The organism is Citrobacter amalonaticus (genome assembly GCF_001559075.2).
Taxonomy (GTDB): Bacteria; Pseudomonadota; Gammaproteobacteria; order Enterobacterales; family Enterobacteriaceae; genus Citrobacter_A; species Citrobacter_A amalonaticus_F.
Window position 1 is genome coordinate 1,231,315 of sequence record NZ_CP014015.2, and the last position, 21,262, is coordinate 1,252,576.

Below are 21,262 nucleotides of genomic sequence, written 5' to 3' on the forward strand. Positions count from 1 at the left end.
GCCCTATCCGGCCTACAAAGACGCGCTTATCCGTAGGCCTGATAAGCGCTTCGCCATCAGGCAATTAGCTAATCGCAATCGGGAAGATTGAGCCTAAAATCATTGCGCCAAGGATCGCGCCCCCGGTGATCGGCTTCTGCCAGATGTAAAACAGCAGTGCGCCGACCAGAGAACCCACGCCGATAGGGATCGACGCCGTCATCGCGCTGAGGATGATCAATGGGCCGAGGAAACGCCCCGAGGCGTTACCGGCGCCCATCATCACGTCCGCCCCGTAGGTTGAATCGCTCTGATTGATGGTGAACTTACGCGCCAGGATAATGACGTAACCAATCGCCAGGCCAATCGCCAGCCCCGTTGCCAGAGAAGCAATAAAGTTCTCAACCGGGAACATAATGCCTGCGCCCAACAGCAGCGCCGGAACCCCCAGACCAACGCCGGTCTGAATCGCACCGCCGATATCCAGAATCCCCACCAGGGAGCCTTCGATAATGCGTGCGAACAGGAAGCTGGCGCCAAACGCCGCCACTGCGCCGTACGATCCGGTATCAATCCCCGCTTTCAGCATGGCCACGAAAGCCACTTCGTTAAACGCGCCAATCCCGTACAGGTAGTACATGTGCGTCCCGGCAAACACGCCGGAGGAGAGCAGGCCAACGAAGATCGGGAACGACCAGTCGGCAAACCAAAAACCTTTATTCTGTTCCATTGTGGCCTCCGTTATTTGCCGCTAAGCGAGTTGTGGATCAGTTCGAGCCAGTTCGGCACGGTCATGTGGAAGGATTCGATCATCTTCATGTCGAAGCCACGGAAGAAGCCGCTCAGGACGAACAGCAGGACGATGGCCGCCATCATCACTTTGGTCACATGATTCCAGCCGCTCTCTTCAACGCCTTTACCAATCAGGATGCCGAGGACCAGACCCGGTACGGCGTTACCCATGATCAACTGTGCCGCGCCGCCGAAAACGGTTGCCCAGAAGCCTGATTTCTTACCGGCGTCGATCGCCGCCAGCCAGAAGATCACCGGCATCACGGTGTTGACCAGCAGGTTTGCCGCAGGGACCAGCACCTTAACGGCGGTCACCTGCAACGCTTCCGGTACGGAAGAAGCCGTGAGGTTCAGGAAGGTCACGACAATCATGCCGATGATGCCGCAGGCAATCGCCATTTTTTTCGGGTCATGCAGCGTTTCACCGACGTTGCGGTTTTTGATCATCAGCGCTGCCGCGCCCCAGTTAGGAATGATGCGGTGATCCACGTCCTGTGTGAACGAGCCCGCCGCAACGGATGAGGCCCAGGCGTTGAAGAAAAAGCCCAGACCAAACGAGAAGTGAGAAGCCGGATCCCCTTCGCAGGAATTCAGCTCCCCCAGAGTTCGAAACGCACCCATCCCCTGTGTGGTAGGCGCATGAAACATGCGTGCAGCCCCGGCCCCCACACCCACGCCGACGAGGGCACCGATGATGAGCGATTTTATTAAAATTATCAGGAACATAATTATGCCTTCTTAACAAGAATCAGCGTTGCGAGACAAAATCCACCTTGTCCAGATTGATGGCTGTCACGTTGACGGTCACATCCAGCTCCACGCTGTAAGTGCGTCGTTCCCGGCGCAGAAAGAAGAACAAAAACGCTTCTTTGCGCACCGCTTCACGCGCTTGAACAACCTGCACATCCTGTGGCTCAATACGCAGTAAAATATGCGGCGATGCCTTCATGACCGCGGCCTGAACGTGGTTCAGGGCATCGGCAAAGGCGCGCGCTTTGGCTTCGCCTTTACCGGTGACTCTCACCGTTGTGGTGAATTGTTCTTTCATACTTACGCGCCGTATTTTTTCTGCCACGCCTGAACCAGACGCTCGCCAAGCTCTTCTTTATCCATAAAGCCGAACCCCAGCACGTTGCAGCCTTCGTTAATCGCTGTTACGCCTTCATCCACAGAGCGCATCCCGTATTTGGCTTTGTAACCGTATTTGTTCTGTGCAGTGATGGCGCCCGCGCCGCCGCTGCCGCAAAAAGAGATGCCGAACGTGGCGTTTTCCGCTTTCATCACGTCCCCCAGTTTCATATCCGCGGCAACGCCCGGTACCACCACCGCACGACCACCGGCTTTCTCGACGCCTGCCGCCACTTTCTGGCCTTTACCCAGACGATCGCCAATCACGACTGTAATCTGTTCCATGTTGTTGCTCCTTAAAGGTTGTCTTTCGCGACTTCAAAGTGGACGGACAGCAGCCAGGCTTCTTCCTCGGGAAGGTTGCCAAACGCTGCGACCACGTCGCGGGCAAGCGCCATTGAATCGGCTGAAATTTCATCAAACAAACTGGCTTCCACTTCCGGCAAAGGCTCGCCGGTCACCGACCGGTGCGCCATGGCGCGAACGTGAGACGTCAGCATTTGTTCCTGTACGGCGTTGGGAATGATGTGATGTTCACGCAGCAAGGCATACACTTGCGCCAGCATGCGATCGGCCAGTTCACCAATCTGCGCCACCTGTTCCCCCATGTCGTTCATTACTGCTCCGTTATTCACTCGTCTTACCCCGTTAATGGCTCTGGGTTAAAACTAGCGGTGGGGGTAAAAAGTTTGTAGCGAGTTGTTTTCCACTTCGAAGTGGAAAGGCGAGTGGCAATAGTGATCTGTTCCACAGAAAAGGCGGTTTTGATGATTTATCGCTGGGAAAGTGTGATGAATATCGCAAGTGAAAGCGGAAAAAGACGTAGCCGAAAGAACAATTACATTGACGAAGAAAATGAGAAAGTGTGATGAATATTACGTTTACTTATGGATTGCTAAAAATGCCGGATGTCGACACGAACATCTTATCCGGCCTGCTTTCACTTAACCGCGCTATAAATTAACGATACTTCTTGTGGTACGCGTTGCGGGTGGTTTTGAATTCTTCCGCCGCGGCCTGCGCTTCTTTGACCTTCCCTTCGTTTGCCAGCTTCAGCGCGCCGTCAATCTGGCCGACGAGGATGTCAAAACCATGACGAAAATCTTTCATTTCCGGGCTATCGGAGGCTTTGCTTTCCAGCTTTGGCGGTGTGCCTTTTTGAGCATCCAGCGCAGCGGCGCGCATTTTGGTTAACGCATCCGTCACTTGCGTCGCGTTATCCGCTTTTTCGATGACCTTCAGGTTATCGTTAAGCGTTTCCATATTCTCTTCGAGTTCGGCGGCGAACACGGAAGAGCCCAAAACTAACGTTGAAGCTGCGATGATTGCTAACAGGTGTTTACGCATTGCTCACTTCCTTCTTATTTTTAATAGAACGGATACGCTGTAGCCTTCGGGCAGCAGAAAGGCGACAAGCGCATCTGTAGCCCGAAGGATGACAGGTATCACTGCCCGGCGATTTTCATCTCCGGCAACAGCACTGAACCACACTGTATATTGCTACGCGTTTCAATATCGTTACCCACAGTCACGATATTGCGCCACATCTCTTTTAAGTTTCCGGCGATGGTGATTTCGCTGACAGGATATTGAATTTCTCCGTTTTCAACCCAGAAACCGGCTGCGCCACGGGAGTAATCCCCGGTGATGCCGCTCACGCCCTGGCCCATCAGTTCAGTGACCACCAGCCCGGTGCCCATCTCTTTAAGCATCTGCTCAAAGTTCAGCCCTTGTCCGGCAATACGCCAGTTATGAATGCCGCCCGCATGACCGGTGCTTTTCAGCCCCAGCTTGCGTGCGGAGTAGTTGGTCAGCAGCCATTGGGTCAGAACGCCATCTTTCACAATGTCACGACGTTCCGTGCGCACGCCTTCGCTGTCAAACGGTGAGGAGGCCAGTCCTTTCAGCAGGTGTGGATGCTCCTCAATGGTCAGCCATTCAGGCAGAATTTGTTTGCCCAGCGAATCCAGCAGGAACGTGGATTTGCGGTACACCGAACCGCCCGCAATTGCGCCAACCAGATGGCCAAACAGCCCGGTTGCCACTTCGTTGGCAAAAATCACCGGCGCTTTCATGGTCGAGAGTTTACGCGGCGACAGGCGGGATAACGTGCGGCGAGCACAGTCTGCGCCCACCCATTCCGGCGTTTGCAGATCGCCCATCGCACGCCCGATCGTGTAAGCGTAATCGCGCTCCATATCGCCGTTTTCTTCGGCAATTACGCAGCTGGAAAGCGAATGACGGGTGGAGCAATAGCCCTGCAACATGCCGTGGCTGTTGCCGAACACTTTAATGCCATAGTGGCTGTTAAAGCTGCCGCCTTCCGTATTGGTGATGCGTTTGTCGGCCTGCAGAGAGGCCTGTTCGGCACGCGCCGCCAGTTCAATGGCATCGTCCGGAGAAACGTCAGCCGGGTGGAACAGGTCCAGATCCGGGGCGTCAAAGGCCAGCAGTTCTTTGTCGGCCACACCGGCGCACGGGTCCGGCGAGGTGTAACGCGCGATGTCCAGCGCCGCCTGGACGGTACGGGCAATCGCCTGCGGACTTAAATCGGTCGATGAGGCGCTGCCTTTGCGGTTCTGATGATAGACGGTAATCCCCAGTGCACCATCGCTATTGAATTCGACATTCTCCACTTCACCATAACGGGTGCTGACACTGATGCCGGTCGTTTTGCTTACGGCGACTTCCGCCCCGTCCGATTTGCCTGAGGCTAACTCCAGCGCTGTCGAGACTGCTTCTTCCAGAATCTTACGCTGCGCTTCAACTTGTGAGATTACTTTCATCGCAAATGCCATAATGTAGAGAGAGTTTCTCTGAAGTCTAACAGAGAACCGTTTTTCAGTGCGCATCTTAACTGGTAACATTAGCCTCTTTTTTTAAGGAGCCTGACATGACAAAGCAGCCCGAAGACTGGCTCGACGACGTTCCCGGTGATGACATCGAAGACGAAGACGATGAAATTATCTGGGTCAGCAAAAGTGAAATTAAACGCGACGCCGAGGAGCTAAAACGCCTGGGCGCGGAACTGGTGGATCTGGGGAAAAACGCGCTGGACAAGATCCCGCTTGATGCGGACCTGCGTGCCGCCATTGAGCTGGCCCAGCGTATCAAGATGGAAGGTCGCCGCCGCCAGTTGCAGTTGATTGGTAAAATGCTGCGCCAACGCGAGGTGGATCCCATCCGCCAGGCGCTGGATAAGCTGAAAAATCGCCACAACCAACAGGTGGTGCTGTTTCACAAGCTTGAGCAACTGCGCGATCGCCTGATCGATGAAGGCGATGACGCGGTAGAAGAGGTGCTGAATCTGTGGCCACACGCCGATCGCCAACAGCTTCGCTCGCTGGTCCGCAATGCGAAGAAAGAGAAAGAAGGGAATAAGCCGCCGAAATCCGCGCGTCAGATCTTCCAGTATCTGCGCGAACTGGCGGAAAACGAAGAGTAATCCCGTACGCTAAACAGGCCGGATGGCGACGCAAAGCGTCTTATCCGGCCTACAAGCCCGCAGGCCCGGTAAGCGTCAGCGCCACCGGGCATTTTTCTTACTCTTCAGCTTCCGCTTCGGCTTTCTTCGCCAGACCATCCAGCAGTTTCTGGTGAATGCCACCAAACCCGCCGTTACTCATCACCAGAATGTGATCGCCTGGCTGCGCCGTTTTCACGATCATCTCAGCCAGCGTATCAACATCGCCACTCCAGTGAGCAGGCTGGATGCAGGCTTCCGCCACTTCCGCGACCTGCCACGGAATATGTGGTGGCTGCAGCAGATAGACTTCATCCGCACGGCCCAATGACGGTGCCAGATCGTCTTTGCACAGCCCCATCTTCATGGTGTTGGAACGCGGTTCCAGCACGGCGATGATGCGCGCCGTGCCGCCTACTTTTCCGCGCAGCGCCGCAAGCGTTGCCAGAATCGCCGTCGGGTGATGGGCAAAATCGTCATACACCGTGACGCCGTTTGCTTCACCGCGCAGTTCCAGGCGACGACGGGCATTAATAAATGATCCCAGCGCCTGAGCCGCGTCCGCCGGTTGTACGCCAACATGACGGGCCGCGGCGATCGCCATCAGACCGTTGTGCATGTTGTGCTCACCGACCAGCGACCACTTCACTTCGCCGACCTTCTCACCATCCAGCCACACTTCCCATTCAGAAGCATCGACGTTCAGCTTTTTCGCCTGCCAGTGGCCCTGTTCGCCCACCAGCTCCTGTTCGCTCCAGCAGCCCATCGCCATCGTCTGCTTCAGGTTGATGTCGTGCTCAGGATAGATGATCCGCCCCTGCCCCGGCACAATACGGACCAGATGGTGGAACTGCTTTTGGATCGCTTTCAGATCGTCAAAGATATCCGCATGATCAAACTCAAGGTTATTGAGGATCAGCGTACGCGGGCAGTAATGTACGAATTTGGAGCGTTTATCGAAGAAGGCGCAGTCGTACTCATCCGCTTCAATCACGAAGAAGTCGCTTTCGCCCAGACGCGCAGAAACGTCAAAATTCCCCGGCACGCCGCCAATCACAAAACCGGGTTTGTAACCGCAGACTTCCAGAATCCAGGTCGCCATGCCGGCGGTCGTGGTTTTACCGTGCGTTCCCGCGACGGCCAGCACCCAACGATCGCGCAACACAAAGTCATGCAGCCACTGCGGACCGGACATGAACGGAATGTTTTTCTCCAGCACCGTCTCAACGCACGGATTCCCACGGGTCATGGCATTGCCAATGATCACCAAATCCGGCTGCGGGTCGAGTTGACTGGGGTCATAACCCTGAATCAGGGAGATGCCCTGATTCTCAAGCAAAGTACTCATCGGCGGATACACATTGGCGTCCGAACCCGTTACTTCATGACCGAGCGAGCGCGCCAGCATCGCCAGACCGCCCATGAACGTGCCACAAATTCCCAAAATATGAATGCGCATACGTCACTATCCTAATTTAACCCAGGGGGCATTTTACGCATATGTCAGCCAAGTGAGAAACGCATTTCAGGATAATCCGTAGTTTGCTGGCGCGATTCACCTGAGCGCAGCCACTGAAATATTTGTTAAGATTGTTACGGTCGCTTTACTCCATATTAATTGCAGGGAAAGTGTTATGAAAACGTTAGGTGAATTTATTGTCGAGAAGCAGCACGAGTTCTCTCATGCTACAGGTGAGCTCACTGCGTTGTTGTCGGCAATAAAGCTGGGCGCCAAGATCATCCACCGCGATATCAACAAGGCCGGTCTGGTCGATATCCTGGGTGCCAGCGGTGCTGAGAACGTACAGGGTGAGGTTCAGCAGAAACTCGACCTGTTCGCGAACGAAAAACTGAAAGCTGCACTCAAGGCGCGTGATATCGTCGCGGGTATTGCCTCTGAAGAAGAAGATGAAATCGTCGTTTTCGAAGGCTGTGAACACGCGAAATACGTGGTGCTGATGGATCCGCTGGATGGATCGTCCAACATCGATGTTAACGTCTCTGTCGGGACCATTTTCTCTATCTACCGCCGCGTGACGCCTGTCGGTACGCCGGTCACTGAAGAAGATTTCCTGCAACCGGGCAACAAACAGGTTGCTGCGGGTTACGTGGTTTACGGCTCTTCCACCATGCTGGTTTATACCACCGGCTGCGGTGTCCATGCCTTTACTTACGACCCATCACTGGGTGTGTTCTGCCTGTGTCAGGAACGGATGCGCTTCCCGGAGAAAGGCAACACCTACTCCATTAACGAAGGCAACTACATCAAATTCCCGAACGGCGTGAAGAAGTACATCAAGTTCTGCCAGGAAGAGGATAAATCCACGCAGCGCCCGTATACCTCACGCTACATCGGCTCACTGGTTGCTGACTTCCATCGTAACCTGCTGAAAGGCGGGATCTACCTCTACCCAAGCACCGCCAGCCACCCGGACGGCAAACTGCGTCTGCTGTACGAATGCAACCCAATGGCGTTCCTTGCAGAGCAAGCGGGCGGCAAGGCAAGCGACGGGAAAGAACGTATTCTGGATATCACCCCGGAAAGCCTGCATCAGCGTCGTTCGTTCTTCGTCGGCAACAACCATATGGTTGAAGATGTCGAGCGCTTTATCCGGGAATTCCCGGACGCGTAAACCCCTTACCGGATGGCGCTAGCGCTTATCCGGCCTACAATAGCTGCGTAGGCCGGATAAGACGTGTCAACGTCGTCATCCGGCATTTCACATCAGGCGGTCTGCAATTTAAACGACGCCATCGCTTCAATCAGCGCGTGCGACTGCTCTTCCAGCGAGCGGGTTGCCGCAGAAGACTGTTGTACCAGCGCCGCATTCTGCTGTGCCGTTTCATCCATCTGACTCACCGCGATATTCACCTGTTCGATACCGCGACTCTGCTCCTGCGACGCGCTGGCGATTTCCCGCATCAGTTTGGTCATCCGCATGACTTCGCTGGCAATCTCATCCATCGTTTCGCCCGCCTGCATCGCCAGATCGCTGCCCTCACCGACCTGAGATTGCGAATCACCAATGAGCGTACGGATCTCTTTTGCGGCCTCCGCGCTGCGGCTGGCCAGATTGCGCACTTCGCCCGCCACCACGGCAAAACCGCGTCCCTGTTCTCCCGCGCGCGCCGCTTCAACTGAGGCGTTCAGCGCCAGAATATTGGTCTGGAATGCAATCCCGTCGATCACGCCAAGAATATCGGCGATACGATTAGAACTGCCGGAAATGTCGCGCATTTTTTCAATGACATAACACACCATTTCACTGCCGCGATCGGCGGTATCTGAAACCGATTTCGCCAGTTGATGCGCCTGATCGGCGTTTTCCGCATTCTGTTTCACCGTTGCGGTGAGCTCTTCCATGCTGGCGGCAGTTTGTTCCAGCGAGGTCGCCGTCGATTCGGTGCGTGTCGCCAGATGAATGTTGCCCGCCGTCAGTTCACGACTGCCGGTGTCGATCTGCGAACTGGCATCGCGAACACGTTTGACGGACTCACTCAGCGCCATGCGCATCCCTTCAAGCGCGGCCTGCAGACGATTAAACTCGGCGCTGGCATAACGGCTTTCCGCCGCCGACAAATCTCCCGTTGCCAGGCGTTCCAGTTGTTCAACCACATTATCGAGCGGTTTCAGTAGGTTATTACGCATTAACAGCCAGACCACCGCCAGCAGGGCGATGGCCGTCAGCGTCGTCGCGGTCATCACCCCGTAATAGATCCATGAGGTAATGATTCGCGTGGAGGCGTAAATCCCCATGCCGCCTGTTAGCAGCAATAACAGGGTAATAAGCGACAATAAAACCAACAGGGTATTTCGTAGGGAGAGGGATTTTGGCATCGTTATTTTCCGGTTGTAAGATATACAGAAACTATCGACAACAACCGGAAAAAGTTTAGGTGTTTAAGTAAAATCTGTGTCTCACTTCGGCGTAGCCGCCGGGCCGACCCGCGTGACCGGCGAACTCTGTCGATTTTCCCAAAGCACCGTCAGACCGCGCTGCAACGCAATGAAAACAAATAACAAAACGCCAATGGCAATTTTCGTCCACCATGAACTGAGCGTGCCGTCGAAGTTAATGTAGGTCTGGATCAGCCCCTGAATCGCCACGCCAAACAGCGTTCCAAGAACCGTACCGACTCCACCGCTCAGCAACGTACCGCCAATCACCACCGAAGCAATGGCGTCCAGTTCCACACCGACCCCTGCCAGCGCGTAGCCAGCCTGGGTGTAGACAGAAAAGACAATCCCGGCCAGCGTCGCCAGCCCGGTTGACAACATATAGATCCGGATCGTTGTGCTACGGGTGGAAATCCCCATCAGATTTGCCGATGTCGCATTCCCGCCAATGGCATACACCTGATTGCCAAACCGGGTGCGATGCGCGAGGAAAATCCCAATAACCACCACCGCCAGCATCAGCAGGCCCATCGCGCTCAGACGCCCACCGCCGGGGATTTTCCACGCCAGGCTGGATAGCGTGTCGTAGATGGGATGGTTAATCGGGATCGACTCTTCCGATACCAGATAACTGACCCCGCGCAGGAAGAACATACCGGCAAGCGTGATGATAAACGCCGGGATCTTCAGCGCATCAATCAGCAACCCCATGAACGCGCCAAACGCGCAGCCCATCGCCAGGACCAGCGGAAACGCCAGCAGCGGCGAGATCCCCCAGTAGCCGATGGCTTTCGCCAGGAATACGCCGGTGAAGGCGATCACCGACCCCACGGAGAGATCGATCCCGCCGGAGAGGATCACAAAGGTCATCCCCACGGCGATGATCCCCAGGAAGGCGTTATCGGTCAGAATGTTGCAGATCACGCGCGTGGAGGCAAAGCCGGGAAACTGAGTCAGGCAGTAGAGATAACCCAGCACGAAAACCCCGAGGGTGATCATTAACGGTAAATTACGTTTTATCACGACCACGCACTCCTTTTAGCAAACTGATAAAGCGCTGTGACTGCACAATCAGTACGCACAGCACCACGATGGCTTTGACCACCTGGTTCATCTCCGGCGGGAACCCGGACAGCAGGATCCCGGTGTTCATCCCCTGAATGATCAGCGCGCCCACCACCGACAGCAGCAGATTAAAGCGCCCGCCCATCAGGGAACCACCGCCGATCACCACCGCCAGAATGGCGTCCAGCTCCAGCCACAATCCGGCGTTGTTGGCATCGGCGCCGCGTATATCCGCCGTGACGATAATCCCGGCAATCGCCGCGCACAATCCGCTCAGCACGTAGGTAAGCATGACGATGACTCGCGTGTTCACCCCGGCATTTTTCGCCGCCCGGATGTTAATCCCCACCGCTTCAATAAACATTCCGAGCGCCGTTCGCCGGGTCAGCAGCCAGAACAGCAGCAGCGTGATCAGTGCGATAATCACCGGCGTGGGGAACAGCAGCAGCGAACCGCTGCCGAACCAGGAGAGCGTAGGCGAGTTGAAGGTGACAATCTGTCCGGAGGTGATCAGCTGCGCCACGCCGCGACCCGCCACCATCAAGATTAGCGTGGCGACAAACGGCTGAATTTTAAGGATAGCCACCAGAACGCCATTCCACAGGCCAGCCAGCACGCCGGTCCCCAATGCGGCAAGCAGCACCACCGGCAGGCTGTGACCGGCGACGGTCATCGCCGCGGTCGTGGCTCCGGCAATGGCCATCACCGCGCCAACGGAAAGGTCAATGCCGCCGGTGGCAATGACCAGCGTCATCCCTATCGCCAGCAACGCGACAGGGGCGGCGCGATTCAGGATATCGATCGGGCTGCCGAACAGGCGCCCGTCCTGCAATATAACCTGGTAAAAGTGAGGGGCGACGAGGCTGTCCACCAACAGCACCAGCAGCAGCGCAATCAGCTGCGGCATGCCGGTCGGCCAGCGAAAGCGTCGCTTTGGCGGCGTGGTTTGCGGGAGAGATTGGGGCATCACAAGAGTCTCCTTACGCCGCGATGGCGTTCATGATCGCCGGAACGGACAGTTCAGCCAGCGGGATCTCCGCCACCTGTTTGCGGTCACGCATAATGATCACCCGATCCGCATAGCCCACCAGTTCCTCCAGCTCCGAGGAGATCACCAGCAGCGCCAAACCATCGGCACACAGCGTTTCGATCAGGCGGATGATCTCGGCATGCGCGCCCACGTCAATCCCTCGCGTCGGTTCATCGAGGATCAGAAATTGTGGCTTAGTCAGCAGCCAGCGCGACAGCAGCACTTTTTGCTGGTTGCCGCCGGAGAGAAATTCGATCGGCTGTTCTGCGCTGGGGGTACGAATGCCAAGCTGACGGATGAACCGCTCGGCAATGTCGTTTTGTTCTTTGCGCGCAATCGGCCGCAACCAGCCGCGCTGGGCCTGTAGGGCCAGGATGATGTTTTCCCGCACTGAAGCGGCGGCGATAATGCCGTCCGTTTTCCGATCCTCCGGGCAAAAACCGATCCCAAGGCATGACGCCTGATGGGGGGATCGCAGCGTCTGCGGCTTGCCTTTGATCTGCGCGCTGCCGCTGTCCGCCGGTTTGATACCGAAGATCACTTCAGCCGTTTCGGTGCGTCCGGATCCAAGCAGTCCGGCCAGACCGACGATCTCACCAGGTCGCACGTCGAGATCGAACGGGGAGATCGTCCCTTTCTTACCGAAATCTTTGAACGCGGCAACCGGTTTATCGCTCAACAAGGTACGCCCCGCACGCTGTAGCGCATGGGTGTCCAGCTCGCGTCCCAGCATCATTTTGACCAGTTCAATCTGCGGCAGCTCGCGGGTTTCCCGGCAGCCGACAAAACTGCCGTTACGCAGGACGGTGATCCGATCGCTGACCTGATAGACCTGATCGAGAAAATGGGTGACAAAGATCAGACTCACGCCGCGATCGCGCAGATGCCGCATCAGGCCGAACAACATCTCAACCTCTTGCGTATCAAGACTGGCGGTGGGTTCATCGAGGATCAGAACTTTGGCGGAAAGATCGATCGCCCGGCAGATCGCGACGATCTGTTGCATCGCCACCGAGTAGCGGTTCAGCGGTTCACGCACGTCGAGGGAAAAACCGTAAGACGCCATCAGCGCCGTGGCGCGCTTTTCCATCTCTTTGCGCCGCAGCAGACCAAATCGACGCGGTTCACGACCAATAAACAAGTTATCCGCCACCGACATATTCGGCAGCAGGTTCACTTCCTGATAGACCGTGCCAATGCCCAGCTGTTGGGCATGTGCGGTATTTCTGGGGGAGATAGCACTGCCTTCCAGCCAGATAGTACCGCGATCGGCATGATAGACGCCGGTCAGCGCTTTGATGAGCGTGGATTTTCCGGCTCCGTTCTCACCGAGCAGCGCCATAATTTCGCCGCGACGCAGGCTGAAATCGACGTTATCCAGCGCTTTGACGCCAGGAAAGAATTTACTTAATCCCTCTGTACGGAGGATCTCCTGGTGTTGTTCCGCGATCATAATTGCCCTCCGCGACAAGAGTGTGGCCCTGGAGGCCCGTAGGCCGGATAAGGCGGTTACACCGCCATCCGGCAGAACATTTGCCTGATGGCGATGCGCTTATCAGGCCTACGGTGCTGGTTTGTAGGCCGGATAAGACGCTCTGCGTCGCCATCCGGCACCCCAACGCCTGATGGCGCTGCGCTGATCAGGCCTACGGTGCTGGTTTGTAGGCCGGATAAGACGCTCTGCGTCGCCATCCGGCACCCCAACGCCTGATGGCGCTTCGCTTATCAGGCCTACGGTGCTGGTTTGTAGGCCGGATAAGACGCTATGCGTCGCCATCCGGCACCCCAACGCCTGATGGCGCTTCGCTTATCAGGCCTACGGTGCTGGTTTGTAGGCCGGATAAGACGCTATGCGTCGCCATCCGGCACCCCAACGCCTGATGGCGCTTCGCTGATCAGGCCTACAGAGAGCCCGAACTTAGTAGCCCATGTTTTTCTTCTTCTCTAACTCTTCTTTCGCGGTATCCGGCAGGTACAGCGTCGACTTGGTGATCGTGACTTTCTCAGGCATCGTGCCATCTTTCTTGAACTTCTCGAGCGCATCGAAGGCCGGGCCTGCCATGTTCGGCGTCAGTTCAACGCTGGCATTCGCTTCACCGTCGATCATCGCTTTGTAGATGTCCGGTACACCGTCAATAGAACCGGTCAGAATATCTTTGCCCGGTTTCAGCCCCGCTTCTTTGATCGCCTGGATAGCGCCGATCACCATGTCATCGTTATGGGCATAAACCATGCAGATGTTCTTGCCGTTGTTCTCCGCTTTGATGAAGCTCTCCATAACCTCTTTACCTTTACTGCGGGTAAAGTCGCCGGACTGAGAGCGGATGATTTTGATGTTTGGCGCTTTGGCGATGGCTTCAGCAAACCCTTTCTTACGGTCAATGGCCACGCTGGCGCCGACGGTGCCCTGCAGCTCAACCACATTACACGGCTTGCCGTTCACCTCTTTGATCAGCCAGTCGCCGATCAGTTGACCTTCCAGCACGTTGTTAGCGGTGACGGTGGTCATATAGAGAGATTTGTCTTTTACATCGATGGAACGATCGAGCAAGAAAACCGGGATCTCGGCATCTTTCGCTTCCTTCAGCACCGGCTCCCACCCTGTTGCCACGACCGGCGCAATAAAGATGGCATCGACGCCCTGAGCGACAAATGAACGCACGGCTTTAATCTGGTTTTCCTGCTTTTGCTGACCGTCAGCGATTTTCAGCGTGATGCCGCGCTTCTCGGCCTCGCTTTTCGCCACGTTGGTCTCTGCGGCGCGCCAGCCGGACTCAGAGCCGACCTGCGAAAATCCTACGGTTAATGGGGCGGCCATGGCCATAGACGACATGGCTGCCGAAACTGCTGTGACGATAAGTAAGCGCTTCCACATAACTGTGTCCTCGTAGGGTAGGTTATTGTTGGTTAAGAAACAGTCGCGAAAAAACTATAGACAATCGAGCATGTAACGGATTGCGTTACATCACACTTCAAAAAAGTAAATAGAACGTTAATCACAAGTTTGTAATCGCTTCCATTTACCTATGAATGATGCGGCTATGGTTATGGATTTTCCTGTCATGCGAGTGGTCTGAAAAGGCGGGGACGAGGCGTGTGAAATCGAAATCAGGCGGAGACATTCGGCGCGAGATCGCTATAATACTCGCCACTTGTTTACGACACAGTTAAAGGAAACAGACATGAGCTTACTCAACGTCCCGGCCGGTAAAGATCTGCCGGAAGATATCTACGTTGTTATCGAGATCCCAGCTAACGCCGATCCGATCAAATACGAAGTCGACAAAGAGAGCGGCGCACTGTTCGTTGACCGCTTCATGTCCACCGCGATGTTCTATCCGTGCAACTACGGTTACATCAACCACACCCTGTCCCTGGACGGTGATCCGGTTGACGTGCTGGTCCCGACTCCGTACCCACTGGAGCCAGGCTCCGTTATCCGTTGCCGTCCGGTTGGCGTACTGAAAATGACCGACGAATCCGGTGAAGATGCAAAACTGGTTGCCGTACCGCATACCAAACTGAGCAAAGAGTACGATCACATCAACGATGTGAACGATCTGCCGGAACTGCTGAAAGCACAGATCACGCACTTCTTCGAGCACTACAAAGATCTCGAAAAAGGTAAGTGGGTGAAAGTGGACGGTTGGGACAACGCAGAAGCCGCTAAAGCTGAAATCGTGGCCTCCTTCGAGCGCGCGGCGAAGAAATAAGTTCGCTGAACGCTGAAAACCCTGAACGCCGGCTACCGGTCAGTAAGGGTTTTTTTATGCCTGTATTTTGACGAAAGGTCATAAAGCACACAGAGGAAGGCTGACTCCCCGAAAGGCATGTCGGCGCATAAAACAACGCCACCCGAAGGTGGCGCGTTTTTCTCAGTACTGGTCTCTGTCTAACCAGTTACCGCTTTCGATCAGTGTTAATCCCTCTACCGGGCGCTGGTACACGTACATCCATGCACTACCGTACGGCGTCTGGATCAACTGGCGTGCGTATTCACCACCGCGGGTGCGCAACGCATCCAGCTCGGCCAGAGTGGCGTTATCAATACGATAAACCTCACCGTGTACCGTTCCGTTCCCCGGAACTGCGCCTGGATAGTGGCCCAGGCTATACAACTGGTAGTTATCGATACTGTAATCGCCCAGCAACTGGGCGTTGGTCATCCAGTGGCTGTTGCCTTGTTTGGTTCGTAAACTGCCGTAGACAAATATTCGCATTGCTAAAACTCAAACTGATAGAGCAAATCCAGTGCCTGATCTACGCCAGACACGGCTTCCAGATATAGCTTAGGCATCAGGCGATAACGTAACGTGAGTGTCGCCAGTGAGTCAAATATACCCACGCCATATTTCACCTGCAGACCTGGCAGTACGTATCCGCTGACGACGACCTGGGAGGAGTCGCCCACCCCCTGAGTATCCAGTGCCAGATTGCTTACGCCAAATGTCTCCCCGATTTTACCCACAACCTGACCACTTTGTGCAACCCCCAGGCCAATAAGCATTGAGGTCATCGCCGCGCTGTCGCTCTGATCGCTGCTCAGCCCCTGGCCGCGCAACAGATAAGAGAGCGCTTCCTGCTGCGACATTGCCGGGTCAGAGAAGATCTCAGCCTTCGGTTCATCTGCCGTTCCGGTGACGCGAACGCCAGCAATCACTTCATCTTCGGTGGCTTCCGGGTTACGAATGGCTTCAATATTCAGCAACGGTTGGTCCGGCGGTCCCGAGAACAACAGTTCGCCTTTCCGCACAATCAGATCCTGACCGTAGGCGTGGAAACGGCCTTCCGGAATGTTGATCTGTCCGTTCAGCCCCAGCCCTTGCTTATCCTGCACCACGTTCAGATCGCCTGTCAGACGGGCTTTCAGACCAAACGCATCTATCCGCACGTTGTTACCGACATGCACAATCAGATTGCTGTTGATCGGGATCCCGGCACTCTGCGGCTTCTCAGGCTGCAGGTCGTTATTGAGCATCACTTCATCGCTGGAGACGCCCACCGCGCTCTCTGGCAAGTCATGAACCACAATACGCGCCCACGGCACGTCCACCCGACCGTCGAGGGTGAACAGACTCGGCGTCGCTTCAAATACCACATCCGGAGAAACATCCAGTCGCACCATCGGCGGCACGGTGATACGCACCCGGCTTCCTTTCGCCGCCACGCGCGCGCGCCAGTTGTCGATCTGGCTCCAGTCTGCGTCGCCGCTCAGGTTGATCTGCCCCTGCTGGGTTCGTATCACCCCGGCAAGCGTCGAGCGGGTACCGTTGAAATTCATCGCCAGTTGGCTCGGCTGCATATCAAACGGCATAAAGTTGCCGTCGATATCCAGCCCGCTTAGTTGCAGTTGCCCAAACATCTGCGGGCTCTGTACATCGCCGCCCAGACGCAGATTGGCGCTCAGCATACCTGCGGCCTTTTCACCACGCGTGAAGATGGGGTTCACCATCGCGAGGTTGACGTTGCGAATGTTGACGTTGCCGCCCAGGTTACGACGTCCCTGCGGATCGGTCACCTGCACCTGTCCGTCAAGCTGACCGTTATTGGTCAGGCGGATCATCCAGCCCAGTTCCGCACGATTGTTGCGCAGATCGGCTGTCACGTTCAGGGTTTCGAACGCCAGCGGCAGCGGCGCGTCGTTCACCGTCTGCGTCACCTTCACGTTACGCCCGGAGAGCGTGACATTACCCTGCGGCAGCCCTTCTTTGGTGGTGTCCCACGACACGTCCGCTTTGCCAGTAAATACGCCACTGGCCTGCGTCGCCTCCGGCATAAACGGTTTCAGCATCGCCAGATCAAAGCGGTTGAGATTCACCACCGCCCGCCCTTCGGCACCAGCATCGATGGTTTGCGGCACGCACAGCTCAGCATTCGGGTTGGCCCAGCAGTGTGGCCCGATGCTGATTTTCTGCTCTTTGTTACGATAGTCCAGCGCGATGGCGCGAGTCAGGGTCAATGGCCCGACCGGCGTCTGGAAGCGGGTATTGCTCAGCGAGCCTTTCCAGCGCTCTTCTTTACGATCAAAACTCCCCGCCAGATCAAGCTGACCGGAGACCGGTTCGCCCTGAACGCGCAGCTGCAGTTCATGCTGCTTTTCGCTGCCTTTGGCATTCAGCGTCACGAGGTTAATGTTCACGTCGGGTTGCGAAATGCGTTCAACCCGCACGTTGAGGTTACCAGCAATCTGGTCGGTCGATTTAATGTCGCCTTCCACGCGTACCTGCGCAACGGACAGTTCCTGCCAGCGCAACCCACGGGCGGTGATATCCGCCAGCAGTTGCGGGGCGTCAACCGTACCGCGCACGTTGACCCGCCCTTTCGCCGTCCCGCCGAGTCCCGGCAGCGCGTTGTCCAGTCCCGGCGCGTCGATGGTCGCATCCAGATTGAGATCTTTAACGCCCAGCTCGCCTTTCACGTCGGCGCTGTTTGGCCCCAGCGCCAGATGCAGCCCCGGAATGGTCCACTGCATGTAGCTGTTGCCTTTCAGCGACCCGTTAACGTTTACTTTGTTCTGCTTAACGTTACCGGTCAGCTTCAGCTCCGGCACGTCCATCTGCCAGCTACCGCCATACAGGCTGCCGCGGGTTTTAATCAGACCATTAAGCGTCGACGGCCAGTCCGGCACCTCTTTCGCGGTGTTGATGCCGTCGAGCGTCAATTCGCCTCGCCAGCTGATCGCCTGCTGCCAGTCCACCAGCGCCTTCAGCTCGGTTTTCCCTTCCAGCGCCGCCACGCTGAGTTTATCGAGAGTAATTTGCTGTTCGTTGCCTTTCGCATCGAGCGTGATGGTCGCTGGTGGGATATCCTGCCCTTTCACCGCCGTGCGCATCGACAGCATGTAGTCCGTCATCTTGCCGGTGAGCTTGAGTTTGATATCGTCGGCCTGGAACTGTTTGTCGCCGGTAAACGGCCAGTAAACCTGCTTACTGACCACCTCCAGATTCAGCGGCAATCCGGCTTCCGCCAGACGCGCCTGGGCACGCAAGTCCATATCCACCGGCCCGGAAAGGTTCACTCCCACTTCCAGTTGTTCACGCAGCGCCCCGCCTACCTTCAACTTCACCTTCTCGCCTTTCAGCGGGTCCATGTTCAGCGTGCTGTTCAGGGTGATGTCTACCGGCCAGTTATTGGTCAACTGGGCCGTACCGCTGGCATTCACTGTGCCCTGACTGGAGTCGATATCGAGCGCATCGAGCTTCATGTTGCCGTCGATGCTGCTCACTTTCAGCAGCAGGTTATGCACCGTCAGGTCAGTATCACCGGTGATGCGCAGTTGTTCGCCTTTAAACGCTTCAATATTGAGATTGAGCGGCAGATGCACGTCCGTCATCTCCGGCAGAACCGGCTTCGAAAACAGATCTTTCAGCGTTTCACCGAGCGGTTTTTCATCCGGCTGCGGGTTCTGGATCTTCGGCTCGACCACCTCTTCCTGAGCGACCTCCGCCACTTTCGGCAGCGCGATCAGCAATCCCTGCAACGACGTGGGTTTCAGGGTCAGATCCTTCTCTTGCCAGTGCAGGCCGGAGGTAAAATCCATCACTGACACGATGGTGTCATCGATTTTAATATTGACGTTATTCAACGCTACGCGGGAAAGCGTGATCGGATACGGCGTGGAGAGATTCAGCGGGCCGCTCTCTTCTTCTTCGACCGGCGCAGAAGGCGGCATCTTTTTACTGTCGATCGCCACATTAATGTCTTTGAGCGACAGATCGTTCACGCACAGACTGCTGTTCCACAGGCAATTCAGCCCGACCGCCAGATGCACTTCCCCGGCGTTAACCGCCACACCAGGCTGGTCAAAGCGGATATTTTTCAGCGACAGATCGCGCCAGCCGCCGGTGACCTGACCAATTTCCAGCCCCGGTACCCAGCGATTCGCCGCATTGAAGACCAGATGCAGGCCGGTTGTGGTTCCGACCAGAAACGCCACCGTTCCCAGCAACAGCAGGATAAAAATCAGTACGCCGAGGCTTATCTTCTTCCATAAACTCATAATTCAGGCCCCAGACCGATGTAAAACTGTAAACCGTGCTCATCTTTGTCGCCGACCGGCACGGCAAAATCGAGCTTGATCGGCCCGACCGGAGACTGCCAGCGTACTCCCACCCCGGCGCCGGTTTTGAAATCACTCTTGCGGATATCACTGACCGCTTCACCGCTATCGACAAACATCGCCCCCCACCATTTCCCGGTGACGTTGTACTGGTATTCCAGCGATCCGGTGACCAGTTTTGAGGCCCCTTTCAGGTCACCATTACTGTACTCTGGCGAGATAGATTTGTATTTGTAGCCACGAATACTGCGGTCGCCCCCGGCGAAGAAACGCAGATCAGGCGGCACTTTGTCAAAATCGCCGGTTTCGATCCAACCGAGATTACCGCGCATGACGAAGCGATGGCGATCGTACAGGGAACGGATCCAGACGTTTTGCGCCTGAAAGACCGAGAAGTCGACGTCAGAGCCCCAGGCGGTGTTGGAATAATCAATAGAGTAGCGCTGGGAATCGCCCCAGGTAGGCATCAGTCCGCCGCGCGAGCGGGTGCGGCTGATCATCACGCCGGGATAGAGCAGCATGGTGGTGTTCGTCACCTGCCCCTGCGTAAAGTGGTCGAGACTCCAGCGCAGGTTAATGGCGCGCTGCCAGCCGCTGGAAAGATCCCAGTAGCGGGAAACCGCAAGCGTGGTGGAGTCCTGTTCGGTATCGTTGAGATCGGTACGCTTAAAGCCGCCCTGCACCAGATAGTACTGCTCCAGCGGGTTCTTCAGCAGCGGCATTTTATAGCTGAAATCCAGCTGCTGTTCAGGCGACGAGATACTGGCGCTGGTCGTCAGGCTGTGGCCATAGGAGTTCATCCACGGCTTTTTCCACGTGGTCTTCACACGCGGCCCCACGTCAGTGGAATAACCCACCCCGGTCTCAATGGTGTTTTCCGTTCGCGGTGAAACCACGCCCTTCAGCGGCAGTACTTTGGTTTTCCGCGCTTTGTCGAATTCGGGCGCCACAACCACGGAGTTAAACCAGCCGGTCGCCGAGAGCCGACGGTTCAGTTCGCCAAGATCTTTCGACTCGTACGCATCCCCCTCTTTAAACGGCACCAGATTTTGCAGGTACTCCTCGCGGATCTGCGAACCTTCAAAGGAGACGTGACCAAAGCGATAACGTTCACCGCTGTCGTAATCGATATCCCAGAACGCCTGATGGCGATCAAGCGCAATGCCCAACTGGCTCTTATTAAATTCGCTGTCGAAATACCCTTTACGTAGCGCCACGCTGGTTAATGACTTTTTGAAGCTGTCATAATCCCCATGATCGAGCACCGTACCGATTGCCGGACGCGTTTTCAGCAGATCCAGGTAATCTCTGTCGGTACGCGCGCCGCCGCGTAAAATGACTTCTGTCCCACCGATGCGCACCGGTTCACCGGGCGTCACTTTGGCTACCAGCACCTGACGCCCTTTCGCCGGAGGCGGACGCAGGTCGAAATCAATGGTCGGTTCGTAATAACCGAGCGCCTTTAACCCTTCGCGGATGGCGTCATCCACGCGCGCACGAAAGCGCCGGTCCGGCGTGACTTCATCACTCTGGATGGTTGAGAGTTGTGCCCGGACGTTTTTCTCCAGTTCTCCTGATAGCCCTTCGACCTGTAGACGGACGTTCGCGGCAAAGGCAGAACTGCTTAAACACAACAGGCTCACCCAGCATAACTGACGGATATGTGGCACTTTTTCTCCTGAAATCCCTTATTTCCACCCCTGGAAAAAAATCATAACGCCGATCCACGGCTTAACAAAAACCCAACAACTGGGATTGAAAAACAGACGACAACCCAAATATTTCTTATGTTTACTGTAGACGCATTCATAACGGTTATTGTGTGCAAATACGCGTCTTGTTACAACC

Annotated in this window: 19 protein-coding genes; 3 read left to right on the forward strand and 16 right to left on the reverse strand. The window is 55.9% G+C overall.

Translation table 11 applies throughout. The features are described 5' to 3' along the window. Positions 1 to 64: 64 nt before the first annotated feature. The 7 genes from AL479_RS05825 to pmbA all read right to left on the reverse strand — a co-directional run bounded on the left by AL479_RS05825 (position 65) and on the right by pmbA (position 4,697). Positions 65 to 709: a DUF4310 family protein gene (locus tag AL479_RS05825; protein ID WP_042321639.1), complete on the reverse strand. Its 645-nt coding sequence runs from the start codon at positions 707 to 709 to the stop codon at positions 65 to 67. An 11-nt stretch (positions 710 to 720) separates the two neighbouring features. Beyond that, complete coding sequence (locus AL479_RS05830; RefSeq protein ID WP_042321636.1) at positions 721 to 1,497, reverse strand: DUF4311 domain-containing protein; 777 nt, start codon at positions 1,495 to 1,497, stop codon at positions 721 to 723. Positions 1,498 to 1,519: 22 nt separating this feature from the next. Then, positions 1,520 to 1,819 (reverse strand): DUF4312 family protein, encoded by a 300-nt coding sequence (locus AL479_RS05835; protein ID WP_042321633.1) that lies wholly within the window; start codon positions 1,817 to 1,819, stop codon positions 1,520 to 1,522. Positions 1,820 to 1,821: 2 nt separating this feature from the next. Then, on the reverse strand, positions 1,822 to 2,184 hold the full coding sequence (locus tag AL479_RS05840; protein WP_012134368.1) for an SFCGS family glycine-rich protein: 363 nt from the start codon (positions 2,182 to 2,184) through the stop codon (positions 1,822 to 1,824). Between the two features lie 11 nt (positions 2,185 to 2,195). Continuing rightward, complete coding sequence (locus AL479_RS05845) at positions 2,196 to 2,534, reverse strand: glycine dehydrogenase (RefSeq protein WP_061075410.1); 339 nt, start codon at positions 2,532 to 2,534, stop codon at positions 2,196 to 2,198. A 325-nt stretch (positions 2,535 to 2,859) separates the two neighbouring features. After that, complete coding sequence (gene cybC, locus AL479_RS05855; RefSeq protein ID WP_061075411.1) at positions 2,860 to 3,246, reverse strand: cytochrome b562; 387 nt, start codon at positions 3,244 to 3,246, stop codon at positions 2,860 to 2,862. Between the two features lie 98 nt (positions 3,247 to 3,344). Further along, positions 3,345 to 4,697, reverse strand: a complete 1,353-nt coding sequence (pmbA, locus tag AL479_RS05860) for a metalloprotease PmbA (RefSeq protein WP_061075412.1) — start codon at positions 4,695 to 4,697, stop codon at positions 3,345 to 3,347. A gap of 95 nt (positions 4,698 to 4,792) precedes the next feature. Here pmbA and yjgA point away from each other — a divergent pair, with 95 nt between their 5' ends. Next, positions 4,793 to 5,344, forward strand: a complete 552-nt coding sequence (yjgA, locus tag AL479_RS05865; protein WP_061075413.1) for a ribosome biogenesis factor YjgA — start codon at positions 4,793 to 4,795, stop codon at positions 5,342 to 5,344. 97 nt (positions 5,345 to 5,441) lie between these two features. Here yjgA and mpl read toward each other — a convergent pair whose 3' ends face one another. Next, entirely contained in the window at positions 5,442 to 6,821 is a 1,380-nt protein-coding gene (gene mpl / locus AL479_RS05870; protein WP_061075414.1) for a UDP-N-acetylmuramate:L-alanyl-gamma-D-glutamyl-meso-diaminopimelate ligase, read from the reverse strand. A gap of 175 nt (positions 6,822 to 6,996) precedes the next feature. Between mpl and fbp the strand changes: the two genes are divergently transcribed. Continuing rightward, on the forward strand, positions 6,997 to 7,995 hold the full coding sequence (gene fbp, locus AL479_RS05875) for a class 1 fructose-bisphosphatase (protein WP_042999215.1): 999 nt from the start codon (positions 6,997 to 6,999) through the stop codon (positions 7,993 to 7,995). A 92-nt stretch (positions 7,996 to 8,087) separates the two neighbouring features. Here fbp and AL479_RS05880 read toward each other — a convergent pair whose 3' ends face one another. From AL479_RS05880 to ytfQ, 5 genes are all read right to left on the reverse strand, one after another. After that, positions 8,088 to 9,200, reverse strand: coding sequence for a methyl-accepting chemotaxis protein (locus AL479_RS05880; RefSeq protein ID WP_081093641.1), 1,113 nt, complete (start codon positions 9,198 to 9,200; stop codon positions 8,088 to 8,090). A gap of 81 nt (positions 9,201 to 9,281) precedes the next feature. After that, a complete protein-coding gene (gene yjfF, locus AL479_RS05885; protein WP_061077936.1) occupies positions 9,282 to 10,283 on the reverse strand; it encodes a galactofuranose ABC transporter, permease protein YjfF in 1,002 nt (333 codons plus the stop codon). After that, entirely contained in the window at positions 10,270 to 11,292 is a 1,023-nt protein-coding gene (ytfT, locus tag AL479_RS05890) for a galactofuranose ABC transporter, ATP-binding protein YtfT (protein WP_061075415.1), read from the reverse strand. The genes yjfF and ytfT overlap by 14 nt, the downstream gene beginning before the upstream one ends. Before the next feature lie 13 nt (positions 11,293 to 11,305). Then, a complete protein-coding gene (gene ytfR, locus AL479_RS05895; protein ID WP_061075416.1) occupies positions 11,306 to 12,808 on the reverse strand; it encodes a galactofuranose ABC transporter, ATP-binding protein YtfR in 1,503 nt (500 codons plus the stop codon). A 465-nt stretch (positions 12,809 to 13,273) separates the two neighbouring features. Beyond that, on the reverse strand, positions 13,274 to 14,230 hold the full coding sequence (gene ytfQ / locus AL479_RS05905; protein ID WP_042999211.1) for a galactofuranose ABC transporter substrate-binding protein YtfQ: 957 nt from the start codon (positions 14,228 to 14,230) through the stop codon (positions 13,274 to 13,276). 307 nt (positions 14,231 to 14,537) lie between these two features. Here ytfQ and ppa point away from each other — a divergent pair, with 307 nt between their 5' ends. After that, positions 14,538 to 15,068, forward strand: coding sequence for an inorganic diphosphatase (ppa, locus tag AL479_RS05910; protein ID WP_061075418.1), 531 nt, complete (start codon positions 14,538 to 14,540; stop codon positions 15,066 to 15,068). Between the two features lie 162 nt (positions 15,069 to 15,230). Here ppa and AL479_RS05915 read toward each other — a convergent pair whose 3' ends face one another. From AL479_RS05915 to tamA, 3 genes are read right to left on the reverse strand one after another with little or no spacing between them, the layout of a single operon-like run. Next, entirely contained in the window at positions 15,231 to 15,575 is a 345-nt protein-coding gene (locus AL479_RS05915; protein WP_042999209.1) for a gamma-glutamylcyclotransferase family protein, read from the reverse strand. 2 nt (positions 15,576 to 15,577) lie between these two features. Beyond that, the gene (gene tamB / locus AL479_RS05920; RefSeq protein WP_061075419.1) at positions 15,578 to 19,354 is read right to left on the reverse strand and encodes an autotransporter assembly complex protein TamB; all 3,777 of its coding nucleotides are present in this window, start codon (positions 19,352 to 19,354) and stop codon (positions 15,578 to 15,580) included. Further along, positions 19,351 to 21,084, reverse strand: coding sequence for an autotransporter assembly complex protein TamA (gene tamA, locus AL479_RS05925; RefSeq protein ID WP_061075420.1), 1,734 nt, complete (start codon positions 21,082 to 21,084; stop codon positions 19,351 to 19,353). Before tamA ends, tamB begins: the two co-directional genes overlap by 4 nt. Positions 21,085 to 21,262: the final 178 nt, after the last annotated feature.

Excerpts from the sequence above, each read along its gene's own strand:
- AL479_RS05825 (WP_042321639.1), bottom strand. The coding sequence starts at position 709 with ATGGAACAGAATAAAGGTTTTTGGTTTGCCGACTGGTCGTTCCCGATC.
- AL479_RS05830 (WP_042321636.1), bottom strand. The coding sequence starts at position 1,497 with ATGTTCCTGATAATTTTAATAAAATCGCTCATCATCGGTGCCCTCGTC.
- AL479_RS05835 (WP_042321633.1), bottom strand. The coding sequence starts at position 1,819 with ATGAAAGAACAATTCACCACAACGGTGAGAGTCACCGGTAAAGGCGAA.
- AL479_RS05840 (WP_012134368.1), bottom strand. The coding sequence starts at position 2,184 with ATGGAACAGATTACAGTCGTGATTGGCGATCGTCTGGGTAAAGGCCAG.
- cybC (WP_061075411.1), bottom strand. The coding sequence starts at position 3,246 with ATGCGTAAACACCTGTTAGCAATCATCGCAGCTTCAACGTTAGTTTTG.
- pmbA (WP_061075412.1), bottom strand. The coding sequence starts at position 4,697 with ATGGCATTTGCGATGAAAGTAATCTCACAAGTTGAAGCGCAGCGTAAG.
- yjgA (WP_061075413.1), top strand. The coding sequence starts at position 4,793 with ATGACAAAGCAGCCCGAAGACTGGCTCGACGACGTTCCCGGTGATGAC.
- mpl (WP_061075414.1), bottom strand. The coding sequence starts at position 6,821 with ATGCGCATTCATATTTTGGGAATTTGTGGCACGTTCATGGGCGGTCTG.
- fbp (WP_042999215.1), top strand. The coding sequence starts at position 6,997 with ATGAAAACGTTAGGTGAATTTATTGTCGAGAAGCAGCACGAGTTCTCT.
- AL479_RS05880 (WP_081093641.1), bottom strand. The coding sequence starts at position 9,200 with ATGCCAAAATCCCTCTCCCTACGAAATACCCTGTTGGTTTTATTGTCG.
- ytfT (WP_061075415.1), bottom strand. The coding sequence starts at position 11,292 with ATGCCCCAATCTCTCCCGCAAACCACGCCGCCAAAGCGACGCTTTCGC.
- ytfR (WP_061075416.1), bottom strand. The coding sequence starts at position 12,808 with ATGATCGCGGAACAACACCAGGAGATCCTCCGTACAGAGGGATTAAGT.
- ytfQ (WP_042999211.1), bottom strand. The coding sequence starts at position 14,230 with ATGTGGAAGCGCTTACTTATCGTCACAGCAGTTTCGGCAGCCATGTCG.
- ppa (WP_061075418.1), top strand. The coding sequence starts at position 14,538 with ATGAGCTTACTCAACGTCCCGGCCGGTAAAGATCTGCCGGAAGATATC.
- AL479_RS05915 (WP_042999209.1), bottom strand. The coding sequence starts at position 15,575 with ATGCGAATATTTGTCTACGGCAGTTTACGAACCAAACAAGGCAACAGC.
- tamB (WP_061075419.1), bottom strand. The coding sequence starts at position 19,354 with ATGAGTTTATGGAAGAAGATAAGCCTCGGCGTACTGATTTTTATCCTG.